The 11915-nt window shown below is 63.5% G+C and carries 9 protein-coding genes; 5 read left to right on the forward strand and 4 right to left on the reverse strand.

Annotation, left to right across the window (positions count from 1 at the left end; genetic code table 11):
- Positions 1 to 94 precede the first annotated feature (94 nt).
- The 3 genes from ilvC to ATN37_RS11860 are packed head-to-tail and all read right to left on the reverse strand — an operon-like array spanning position 95 to position 3590.
- Positions 95 to 1096, reverse strand: a complete 1002-nt coding sequence (gene ilvC, locus ATN37_RS11850) for a ketol-acid reductoisomerase (protein ID WP_030535412.1) — start codon at positions 1094 to 1096, stop codon at positions 95 to 97.
- 53 nt (positions 1097 to 1149) lie between these two features.
- Positions 1150 to 1653, reverse strand: coding sequence for an acetolactate synthase small subunit (ilvN, locus tag ATN37_RS11855; protein WP_003944718.1), 504 nt, complete (start codon positions 1651 to 1653; stop codon positions 1150 to 1152).
- Positions 1650 to 3590 carry an acetolactate synthase large subunit gene (locus ATN37_RS11860; RefSeq protein ID WP_030535411.1) on the reverse strand — a complete coding sequence of 647 codons (1941 nt, stop codon included), beginning with the start codon at positions 3588 to 3590 and terminating at the stop codon, positions 1650 to 1652. The genes ilvN and ATN37_RS11860 overlap by 4 nt, the downstream gene beginning before the upstream one ends.
- A 266-nt stretch (positions 3591 to 3856) precedes the next feature.
- Here ATN37_RS11860 and ATN37_RS11865 point away from each other — a divergent pair, with 266 nt between their 5' ends.
- The 3 genes from ATN37_RS11865 (at position 3857) to ATN37_RS11875 (ending at position 8595) form a co-directional block, all read left to right on the forward strand.
- Positions 3857 to 4378, forward strand: a complete 522-nt coding sequence (locus tag ATN37_RS11865) for a PH domain-containing protein (RefSeq protein ID WP_030535410.1) — start codon at positions 3857 to 3859, stop codon at positions 4376 to 4378.
- A 72-nt stretch (positions 4379 to 4450) separates the two neighbouring features.
- Complete coding sequence (gene ilvD / locus ATN37_RS11870; protein WP_007729361.1) at positions 4451 to 6292, forward strand: dihydroxy-acid dehydratase; 1842 nt, start codon at positions 4451 to 4453, stop codon at positions 6290 to 6292.
- 767 nt (positions 6293 to 7059) lie between these two features.
- Positions 7060 to 8595, forward strand: a complete 1536-nt coding sequence (locus tag ATN37_RS11875) for an amino acid permease (protein WP_003944693.1) — start codon at positions 7060 to 7062, stop codon at positions 8593 to 8595.
- Positions 8596 to 8664: 69 nt separating this feature from the next.
- On the opposite strand, the gene ATN37_RS11880 is transcribed toward ATN37_RS11875, so the two are convergent.
- Entirely contained in the window at positions 8665 to 9492 is an 828-nt protein-coding gene (locus ATN37_RS11880) for a DoxX family protein (protein WP_003944742.1), read from the reverse strand.
- Between the two features lie 90 nt (positions 9493 to 9582).
- Here ATN37_RS11880 and ATN37_RS11885 point away from each other — a divergent pair, with 90 nt between their 5' ends.
- A complete protein-coding gene (locus ATN37_RS11885) occupies positions 9583 to 10713 on the forward strand; it encodes a sorbosone dehydrogenase family protein (protein WP_003944688.1) in 1131 nt (376 codons plus the stop codon).
- Between the two features lie 127 nt (positions 10714 to 10840).
- Positions 10841 to 11887, forward strand: a complete 1047-nt coding sequence (locus ATN37_RS11890) for an NAD(P)-dependent alcohol dehydrogenase (protein WP_030535408.1) — start codon at positions 10841 to 10843, stop codon at positions 11885 to 11887.
- The last annotated feature ends 28 nt before the right edge of the window (positions 11888 to 11915 follow it).

An 11915-nucleotide genomic window follows, 5' to 3' on the forward strand; every position in this document is an offset into this window, starting at 1 on the left:
CGGAAAACGACTCCGGCCCAATGCCGCGCTGGTTCAACGTAATTGAACCGGCGCGGCATCAGGCCAGTGGAGACGTGGAGCGTGAAACTGCGAATTACGCGGTTTCGGTGATCGGACGATCGACCCAGCTCATCAGGTCGCGCAGCTTCTTGCCGGTGACCTCGATGGGGTGCTCGGCGTTGGCCTTGCGCAGGCCCTCGAGCTCGGTGTTGCCGTTCTCGACGTTGGCAACCAGACGACGGGTGAACTCGCCGGACTGGATGTCGGCCAGGATCGCCTTCATGCGCTCCTTGGTGTCGGCGTCGATGACGCGCGGGCCGGAGAGGTATCCACCGAACTCAGCGGTGTCGGACACCGAGTAGTTCATGCGGGCGATGCCACCCTCGTACATGAGGTCGACGATGAGCTTGAGCTCGTGCAGAACCTCGAAGTACGCCATCTCGGGTGCGTAGCCGGCCTCGACCATGACCTCGAAACCGGTCTTGACCAGTTCCTCGGTGCCGCCGCAGAGCACGGCCTGCTCGCCGAAGAGGTCCGTCTCGGTCTCTTCCTTGAACGTGGTCTTGATGACGCCTGCGCGGGTTCCGCCGATGCCCTTGGCGTAGGACAGAGCGAGAGCCTGGCCTTCACCCTTGGGATCCTGGTCGATGGCGATGAGCGCGGGAACGCCCTTGCCGTCGACGAACTGACGACGCACCAGGTGGCCGGGGCCCTTGGGGGCGACCATGCCGACGGTGACGAACTCCGGAGCCTTGATCAGGTCGAAGTGAATGTTCAGGCCGTGACCGAAGAACAGCGCGTCGCCGTCCTTGAGGTTCGGCTCGATGTCATTGGTGAAAATGCTCGCCTGCGCGGTGTCAGGTGCGAGCACCATGATGACGTCGGCCCACTCGGAAACCTCTGCCGGCGTACCGACCGTCAGCCCCTGCTCTTCAGCCTTCTCACGCGACTTCGAGCCTTCCTTGAGGCCGATGCGCACATCGACGCCCGAGTCACGCAGGCTCAGCGAATGGGCGTGGCCCTGGCTTCCGTAGCCGATCACAGCAACCTTGCGGCCCTGAATGATCGACAGATCGGCATCGTCGTCGTAGAACATCTCGACTGCCACAGTTCTCAACCTCTCCTTGGATTTTTACGTGTCTAAAAGTACTAGCGGGTGGCCGTGATCGACTTCGGCCCTCGACCGACTGCCACGACCCCGGACTGAACGATCTCCCGGATACCGTACGGATCAAGCATCCGCAGCAGTGCATCCAGCTTGGACCGAGTACCGGTCGCCTCGATGGTGACGGACTCCGGAGAGACGTCGATCACCTTGGCGCGGAACAGGTTCACCGTTTCGATGACCTGCGTGCGCACGCTTGCATCAGCGCGCACCTTGATGAGCACGAGCTCGCGAGCGACGGATGCTTCACCGTCCTGCTCGACGATCTTGATGACGTTGATCAGCTTGTTGAGCTGCTTCGTCACCTGCTCGAGAGGGAACTCGTCGACCGTGACGACGATGGTCATACGTGAGATCTCGGGGATCTCGGTTCCGCCCACCGCAAGGGATTCGATGTTGAATCCGCGGCGGGAGAAAAGTGCGGAGACGCGAGCCAGCACGCCTGGCTTGTCCTCGACGAGAACACTGAGGGTGTGACTGGTGCTCACTTCTGATCCTCCCCTGTGCCCGCGGCGGGTCCGGCTTGCTCGCGTGACATGGCTTCGTGGATGACGGCGGGCTCGGCAACTGCCTCGTCGTCGTCGAACAGCGGCCGGATGCCCCGGGCCGCCATGATTTCGTCGTTGCTCGTTCCGGCAGCGACCATCGGCCACACCTGTGCGTCGGCGGTGACGATGAAGTCGATCACGACAGGCTTGTCGTTGATGGACTGCGCCTCACGGATCGCAGCTTCGACATCTTCTTCACGCTCGACACGAATTCCGTGGCAGCCCAATGCTTCTGCGAGCTTCACGAAGTCCGGGATGCGGATGGCGCCGTGCGTTCCGAGGTTGGTGTTGGAGTAGCGCTCTTCGTAGAAGAGTGTCTGCCACTGGCGCACCATGCCGAGGTTGCCGTTGTTGATGAGGGCAACCTTGATCGGAATACCTTCGAGTGCGCAGGTTGCGAGTTCCTGATTGGTCATCTGGAAGCAGCCGTCGCCGTCGATCGCCCACACCTCGGTGTCGGGCATGCCCATCTTGGCGCCCATGGCTGCGGGAACCGCGTACCCCATGGTGCCGAGCCCGCCCGAGTTGAGCCACGTGCGCGGCTTCTCGTAGCCGACGAACTGCGCGGCCCACATCTGGTGCTGACCGACGCCGGCGCAGTAGATGGCATCCGGTCCGGCGAGCTTGCCGACGGTCTGGATCACGTACTCCGGGCTCAGCTGACCGTCGGTGGGACGGTCGTAGCTCAGCGGGTACGTACGACGGATGTCGTTCAGGTACGCCCACCACTCGGTGAGGTCGAACGTGGTGCCCGTGGCCATGTCGGCACGGATCGCCTCGATGAGTTCGGTGATGACCTCTTTGCAGTCGCCCACGATCGGGACGTCCGCGTAGCGGTTCTTGCCGATCTCGGCCGGGTCGATGTCGGCATGGATGACCTTGGCGTCGGGCGCGAAGGAATTCAGCTGACCGGTCACGCGGTCGTCGAAACGCGCACCGAGGGTGATCAGTAGATCGCTACGCTGCAGAGCGGCGACTGCGGCAACGGTGCCGTGCATTCCCGGCATACCGCAGTTGAGGTCGTGACTGTCCGGGAACGCGCCGCGGGCCATCAGCGTGGTGACGACGGGGATACCGGTCAGCTCGGCCAATTCGAGCAGCTCCGGCGAGGAGTCGGACTTGATGACGCCGCCACCGACGTACAGAACCGGCGACTTGGCGTCGGCGATCAGACGTGCAGCTTCACGAACCTGCTTGCCGTGCGGCTTGGTCACCGGGCGGTAGCCCGGCAGACGCATCTCCGGCGGCCACGAGAACGTGGTCTGCGACTGCAGGATGTCCTTGGGGATATCGACCAGGACGGCGCCGGGGCGACCGCTGGCCGCGAGGTAGAAGGCCTCGGCCATGATGCGCGGGATGTCGATCGCGTCGGTGATCAGGAAGTTGTGCTTGGTGACCGGCATCGTGATGCCTGAGATGTCGGCTTCCTGGAAGCCGTCGGTACCGATCAGCGAGCGCGCCACCTGTCCGGTGATCGCCACGATCGGAACGGAGTCCATCTGCGCGTCGGCCAGCGGCGTGACCAGGTTGGTCGCACCGGGACCCGAGGTAGCCATGCAGACGCCGACCTTGCCGGTCGCCTGGGCGTAACCGGTGGCAGCGTGGCCTGCACCCTGCTCGTGGCGCACGAGCACGTGGCGAACCTTGACCGAATCGAAGAGTGGGTCGTAAACCGGGAGCACGGCACCGCCGGGAATGCCGAATACCGTGTCGACCTCGAGCTCTTCGAGGGCTCGAACCACAGACTGCGCGCCGGTTACCCGCTCAGGCGGGAGCTGGCGACGGTTGGCCGTCTGGGTTGCGGCAGCCGCGGTTGTCGGGCTCGGTGTCCCTGACTTGCGCGGCGTGGGTTGAGGCCGTGCTGTTGGTGCGCTCACTGGGAAATCCTCTGATTCTGGCTCCGGGCAACAAAAAACCCCCGTCAGCATCTGCTGAGCGAGGGTGGCGCGTCGTTATCTGGTGAGTTGAGAAATCGACTCAGGCGACGACGCGCCGGCCGATTACGAGCAACTCATTCTGTTTCACGCACTCGACAGTAGAGGCGCTAGTCGCGAACGGCAAACTTGGTGAGTCGACCGTCCCAGAATCTGAGATACATCGGCTGCAATGCGAAGATGTAGAGGTGTCAACTTCGCAGCAGCCCGTGCCACCGGCTCAATCATCCCACACGCCGAAACCACTTCGGCACGTCATCCGCATTTCGCAGCTCGCTTACATGGCGTGCGCGTTCCTTCTGTTCGCGGTCAGCTTCCCGATCTTCGGGTGGCCCGTCGCCTTCAGCTGGTTGCTGATCCTTCCGATCATCGCCGTCTATCTCGTCGCGCGACTGCGCACCACCGTCAGCCCTGACGGCCTCGAGGTCCGCTCGACGTTCTCCAAGCGCACCCTCGCCTGGGACGACGTCAAGGGTTTCCGCTTCCCGAAGCGGAGTTGGGCGCGCGCGGAACTCACCGACGGAACCGAGGTGACCCTGCCTGCGGTCAGCTTCGTCAGGCTTCCCGAGATCGCGATCGCCAGCGGTGGCCGCATCACCGATCCCTACGCATCCGCCGCAGAAGCCTTCGCCGCCAAGGAAGCCGAAGAGGAAGAAGCAGCTGCAGAAGCAGAAGCAGAATCCGAGGTCGCCGAGAACACACAGGACCAGCCCGAAGAGAAGCGCCCGTAGCACGCGAGTAGCGTTGAAAGGCCCTCGCTTCTATTTGAGTGGACCAGCAACGATCACATAAGGAACACGCCCATGCCCCCGTTGAGGTCACGCACCACCACCATCGGACGTAATGCTGCCGGAGCCCGATCCCTGTGGCGCGCCACAGGAATGACGGATTCCGACTTCGGAAAGCCGATCGTCGCCGTAGCGAACTCGTACACCCAGTTCGTACCCGGCCACGTGCATCTCAAGAACGTGGGCGAGATCGTTGCCGAGGCCATCAGTGCGGCCGGCGGCGTCGCTCGTGAGTTCCACACCATCGCAGTCGACGACGGCATCGCAATGGGCCACGGCGGAATGCTCTACTCGCTCCCGAGCCGCGAGATCATCGCCGACTCGGTCGAGTACATGGCAAACGCCCACACGGCCGACGCACTGGTGTGTATCTCCAACTGCGACAAGATCACTCCCGGCATGCTCAACGCTGCAATGCGTCTCAACATCCCGACCGTCTTCGTCTCCGGCGGTCCGATGGAGGCCGGTAAGGCAGTGGTCGTCGGCGGCGTGGCCCAAGCCCCCACCGACCTCATCACCGCGATCTCCGCCTCTGCCAACGATGCCGTGTCCGACGAGGGCCTCGACGAGGTCGAGCGCAGCGCGTGCCCGACATGCGGGTCCTGCTCCGGAATGTTCACCGCCAATTCCATGAACTGCCTGACGGAGGCCCTCGGCCTCGCATTGCCGGGCAACGGCTCCACGCTGGCAACTCACAAGGCTCGTCACGCACTCTTCTCTCGTGCGGGCACCACCGTGGTCGAGGCTGCCCTCAAGTACTACCGCGACGGCGACGAGTCGGTGCTGCCACGCAACATCGCGACCCCGGCAGCGTTCCGCAACGCGATGGCTCTCGACGTCGCCATGGGCGGTTCCACCAACACCGTCTTGCACACGCTGGCTGCGGCGCAGGAAGGCGAGGTCGACTTCGACCTCGACACCATCGACGCGATCAGCCGAAAGGTTCCGTGCCTGTCCAAGGTCTCTCCCAACTCGGACTACCACATGGAAGACGTCCACCGCGCCGGCGGAATCCCCGCCCTGCTCGGTGAGCTTCGCCGCGGCGGACTCCTCGAAACCGACGTGTCCACCGTGCACACCAAGAGCTTCGACCAGTGGCTCGACGACTGGGACATCCGCTCCGGCAAGGCAACCGACGAGGCAATCGAACTCTTCCACGCGGCTCCCGGCGGCGTGCGCACCATCGAACCGTTCTCCACGGACAACCGTTGGTCTGCCCTCGACACCGATGCGGCCGGCGGCTGTATCCGCGACGTCGAGAACGCCTACACCGTCGAAGGCGGCTTGGTTGTCCTGCGTGGCAACATCGCACTCGACGGCGCAATACTCAAAACGGCCGGCATCGACGAGGAACTGTTCTCCTTCCAGGGCCCGGCGCTCGTCGTCGAATCCCAAGAAGAAGCCGTCTCGGTCATCTTGCAGAAGAAGATCAAGGCCGGCGACGTTCTCGTCGTGCGCTACGAAGGCCCCAAGGGTGGCCCCGGCATGCAGGAAATGCTGCACCCCACTGCCTTCCTCAAGGGCGCAGGCCTCGGTAAGGAATGCGCGCTGATCACCGACGGTCGTTTCTCGGGCGGAACCTCCGGGCTGTCCATCGGTCACATCTCCCCCGAGGCTGCCGCAGGCGGAATCATCGGTCTCGTCCAGAACGGCGATCAGGTTCGCATCGACGTCGCCTCGCGCACGCTCGAGATCCTGGTCGACGACGACGTCCTCGCCGAGCGACGCGCGAAGATGGAGGCCTCGGAGCGCCCGTGGCAGCCGGTCGATCGTCAGCGCACCGTGACGACAGCACTGCGCGCCTACGCCGCTCTGGCGACGTCCGCCGACAAGGGCGCGGTTCGCTACGTTCCGTAAGTTCTGCCACGAATCGAAAAAATCCCCGGCCGCTTTTCGGCCGGGGATTTTTTCTGTCAGCGCTCGTGCGGCTCGAGACGCCCGTAGCCGATGTGACAGTCACACAAGGTTTTCGGGCAGCCGCACGTGCGGCAACCAACTCAGCTCCACGAGAATGCTCGCCAACGGGCCACGACAGAGGGTCGACAGAGTCGGGTTCATGTCACCTCGGAGAAGAACGCGGGACCGACTGCGTCCGAACACGCCATACTTCCTCCGGTGTTGTATGAGCTTGAACCACAACCCAATCCGATCATCCCGTTGCCGACACACTCTGCCACGACGCGTGATGGACGCTCGACCGGATCCAGGTACGCGGTGGTCCTCTCGCCTGTCGCCCCGATACGGGTGAAATGGGACGTGCTGGTACAGCGACAGTGCAACTCATCGACAGCAAGACCGACCGACAGGTACCGAATAACCGGGCGACACGCGGAGCACCAACGGAACGATATGAGCTATCAGACATTTCAGACCGAATCGCGCGTCCGGCTCGTGAGCGAATTCACTTGGACGTAGGGTTTCAGACACCAGCTGATCAATTCAGATACATGAGGGGGGATGACTTTCAGTCAGGTGATCATTTCGGTCAGTTCGAGCGAGCCGACTTGCACACGGCGCTCACCAGTGGTTCCCTCATCAGGTCGCTGAGACGCACATCACAACGACGACAGTCAGCCACCGCCCGTCACCCACAAGGTCGACGGGAAACAACCAAGGAGCAATACATGCCCGGAGTCGGCATATGGCGCACCAAATCCGTCGAGCAATCGATCGCGGACACCGACGAGCCTGAGACAAAGCTCAAGAAGGAACTGACCGCGAAGGACCTCACGGTATTCGGAGTCGCCGTCGTCATCGGCGCAGGCATCTTCACGCTGACTGCTCGAACCGCAGGCAATGTCGCAGGACCCTCCATTTCACTGGCATTCGTTCTCGCTGCCATCGCCTGTGGCCTCGCCGCGCTGTGTTACGCGGAGTTCGCCTCCACCGTCCCCGTCGCAGGCAGCGCATACACGTTCTCCTACGCCACGTTCGGGGAGTTCGCCGCCTGGATCATCGGCTGGGACCTCATTCTCGAGTTCGCTCTCGCCTCCGCCGTCGTCGGCAAGGGCTGGTCGCTGTACCTCGGCAACGTCATCGGGGCCAGCGGAAGCACCACCGCCCACATCGGTTCGATCAGCTTCGACTGGGGCGCTCTGCTCATCATCGGCGCGATCACGCTGATCCTCGCGATCGGCACCAAGGTTTCCTCGCGAGTCTCCGCGATCATCACCGCGATCAAGATCGCAGTAGTCCTGCTCGTCATCGTCGTGGGCGCGTTCTACATCAAGAAGGAGAACTACTCCCCCTTCATCCCGCCGTCCGAAGGAACCGAGAGTTCTGCAAGCGGAATCCATCAGACCCTGTTCTCCTGGCTGACCGGCGCAGGCGGAAGTAGCTACGGCGCTTACGGATTGCTCGCCGCAGCCAGCCTCGTGTTCTTTGCCTTCATCGGTTTCGACGTCGTCGCCACCACCGCCGAGGAAACCAAGAACCCGCAGAAGTCGTTGCCGCGAGGAATCTTCGGCTCGCTCGCCATCGTCACGGTTCTCTACGTTGCCGTCACGCTCGTACTGACCGGCATGGTCAAGTACACCGAACTCAAGGACGGCAGTCCGCTGGTCGGCGATTCCAGCGCCACCCTCGCAACCGCATTCGAGGCCAACGGAATCGGTTGGGCACAAACCGCCATCAACTTCGGTGGCCTGGCCGGCCTCACGACAGTTGTCATGGTCATGATGCTCGGCCAGACCCGCGTCCTCTTCGCCATGTCCCGTGACGGCCTCATGCCGCGCAGCCTGGCCAAGACCAACGCCAAGGGCATCCCGATGCGCATCACGTTGATCGTCGGTGGCATCGTCGCCGTCCTGGCAGCCTTCTTCCCGATGGGCACGCTCGAAGAGATGGTCAACATCGGAACGCTGTTCGCCTTCGTCCTGGTTTGTGTCGGTGTCATCGTCCTTCGCCGCACCCGCCCCGACCTGCCGCGCGGATTCCGCGTCCCGCTGGTGCCGTTCGTTCCGATCGTCGCCGTGCTCGCCTGCGGTTGGCTGATGCTCAACCTCTCGGTCGAGACCTGGATCCGGTTCCTCGTCTGGATGGCCATCGGTGTGCTCGTGTACTTCGCCTACGGTCACCGCAAGTCGGTCCTCGGTCGCAAACTCAAGGACGGAACCGCCATCCCGTCCGCGAACGCCGACCCGGTACTCGTCAAGGACTGATCCTTCATAAACGAACCGCCGCTCTCCGATTCGGAGAGCGGCGGTTCGTTTTGTTCGACGGCGCGAGTATCAGATGAGCGGATTGGCACCGTTCAGGAAGATCCAGGTGCAGACGCCGGCAGCGATACCGAGGATCAAAACCACGAGCGATCCGATAAACGGACGAGTTGCCCAGCCACGACGACCGTCGAGCGCAATACGACCTGGTCCCGTCAAAATGATGACGCCCGCACAGATTCCGAGCAGCATCTCGTACTCGGTCCCGGCCGGGGCGAAGTACTCCAGGCCGGGTGCGCTCGCCTGACGCAGCGCCCACGCATTGATCATCACCGCCAGAACCGACGCTGCCGCAACGGGAGTCAGCAACCCGAGGATCAGGAGGGCGCCACCTGCGACTTCACCGACGGCGCCGAGTATCGCCATCCACTTCGCCTGCTGGAACCCGGCGTCCGCCAGCATCGACTCGAACCCGTTCAGCCCCGGCCCGTTCCAGATACCGGTCAACTTCTGCAGACCGTGCACCAACGCAGTTCCACCGACGGCCAATCGCAGTGCAAGCAACCCGAGGTCGAGAGTGCCTCGGCCCCGCGGAGACTCAGTTGTACCTGCCACGGCTTCGGCGGTGGGGACGGCGGCGATCGGAGCGTCGTACGCCGTCTCACGCTCGAGAGCCACGGTCGGCTGATCCGCGCCAGGTGCTCGGTATGTCGGTATCTGTTCGGTCAGGGAGTTGGCGTTCGTGGAACCGAAATCGAGATCGTCGTCGGTCCGCGGCAACGGATTCTTGGCGCTCACCGTCGGAAATTGTTCGGTGGGCGAATCATACGGACTGGACACATTGCCCGTCGGCTTGTCCGCATCCGACAACTCGCTGGGATCTTTTCGCTCGTCAGTCACGTAGGTGAGCCTATGACCGATTCACGAACTCGACGGGGAACCTTGGTCCGGCGTGGCGGCATCTGCCGTGCATTACGTAACGTCTTGGGCATGACTACGGGTAGGCATGCAGCGCTGGGCGCACTGGCGCTGGTGCTCGGGACATCGTTGCTCGCAGGTTGCGCCGACTTCGACGAATCGACTGCCTCGCCGTTCACACCCGAACCGACCAACCAGGCCAGCGCGGAAGTGCAGCCGGAGAACCCGCCGCCGTCGACCACGCCGCCGGCGCCGCGGACCGGCCCCCTCGGACCGTGTCAGGATGCCGACACCGCCGTGATCGCAACCTGTCTCGACACCACGGGTGGGCTCGTCACACTCCCGGACGGGAACTCCGGACTGGTTGCCGAACGGCGGACCGGCCGGATCATGCAGGTAGCTCCCAACACAACACCGGTCGAGGTAGCCAAGATCGACGTCGACGGCAGCGGTGACGGCGGCCTGCTCGACATCGCACTCTCCCCCACGTTTGTCGAAGACAACCTGATCTATGCCTACGTCACCACCGGAACGGACAACCGGGTGGTCCGCATCGCTCCGGGTGACACCGCCAAGGAGGTCCTCGGTGGAATCCCGCGCGGCGCGAGCGGCAACGGCGGGTCACTGGAGTTCGCGGCCCCGGACCAGCTCATGGTTCTGACAGGCGATACCGGAAACCCCGCGGTTGCTCAGGATCCCGCCTCGTTGGCGGGGAAACTCTTGCGGGTCCGATCGCTGACACCCAACGCTGCGCCGCCTCGCCCGGAAGTTGTTCTGTCCGGAATCGGAAACGGCGGCGGCGTGTGCGTCGATCCGGGAATCGCGACGTGGGTCACGGACCGAACCACTCTCGAGGATCGCCTCCAACGCGTCGGCGCCGACGGCACGGTGACATCCCCCGCGTGGACGTGGCCCGACCGACCCGGAGTCGGCGGGTGCATCGCGGCGCAGGGAGTGGTAGCTGTCGCGCTGGGGGCCGGCAAAGCGATCTCGGCGCTGGCCGCAGATCCAGGAACAGGTGCCGTCACGACCGCGCCGTCGGCAGTGGCGAAAGACACGTACGGCCAGCTGGGCGGTTTGGCACTCGGATCCGACGGTTTGATGTGGGCGAGCACGATAAACAAAACCGCGGGCGAGCCGGGTCCGAACGACGACAAGGTGGTCAAGATCCCGATGCCGAGTGGCAGCGGCGGGATCGACTGAGCCGCCATGTCTGTTCGGTCACGGATCCCGTGACCGAACATGCACAGATGCGTACTCTTTTGTTAGCGGGGCTAAACACCACGCATTTGCCAGGACCGGTTGGCCCAACCACGACAAAGGAGTCGGTATGAAGGCAATCCAGTACACGAGAATCGGCGCAGAACCCGAACTCACGGAGATTCCCAAACCCGAGCCCGGTCCAGGTGAAGTGCTCCTGGAAGTCACCGCTGCCGGCGTCTGCCACTCGGACGACTTCATCATGAGCCTGCCCGAGGAGCAGTACACCTACGGCCTTCCTCTCACGCTCGGCCACGAGGGCGCCGGCCGGGTCGCCGCCGTCGGCGAGGGCGTCGAAGGGCTCGACATCGGAACCAATGTCGTCGTCTACGGACCCTGGGGCTGTGGCAGCTGTTGGCACTGCTCGCAAGGACTCGAAAACTACTGTTCTCGAGCAAAAGAACTCGGCATCAATCCTCCTGGTCTCGGTGCACCCGGCGCGTTGGCCGAATTCATGATCGTCGATTCACCTCGCCACCTCGTCCCGATCGGCGACCTCGATCCGGTCAAGACGGTGCCGCTGACCGACGCCGGTCTGACTCCGTATCACGCGATCAAGCGTTCACTGCCGAAACTTCGCGGTGGCTCGTACGCCGTCGTCATCGGTACCGGCGGTCTCGGCCATGTCGCCATCCAACTCCTCCGCCACCTCTCGGCAGCAACCGTCATCGCACTCGACGTGAGCGCGGACAAGCTCGAACTGGCAACCAAGGTAGGCGCTCACGAAGTGGTTCTGTCCGACAAGGACGCGGCCGAGAACGTCCGCAGTATCACCGGAAGTCAGGGCGCCGCACTGGTTCTCGACTTCGTCGGCTATCAGCCCACCATCGACACCGCGATGGCTGTCGCCGGCGTCGGATCGGACGTCACTATCGTCGGGATCGGCGACGGGCAGGCCCATGCCAAAGTCGGGTTCTTCCAAAGTCCTTACGAGGCTTCTGTGACAGTTCCGTACTGGGGTGCCCGCAACGAGCTGATCGAATTGATCGACCTGGCGCACGCCGGCATCTTCGACATCGCGGTGGAGACCTTCAGTCTCGACAACGGCGCCGAAGCGTATCGACGACTGGCCGCCGGAACGCTCAGCGGCCGCGCGGTTGTGGTCCCTGGTCTGTAGACCGACAGCGGCAAAACGACAGCGAAAA

The sequence above is a fragment of the Rhodococcus sp. MH15 genome, from assembly GCF_019266045.1.
Taxonomy (GTDB): Bacteria; Actinomycetota; Actinomycetes; order Mycobacteriales; family Mycobacteriaceae; genus Rhodococcus_F; species Rhodococcus_F qingshengii.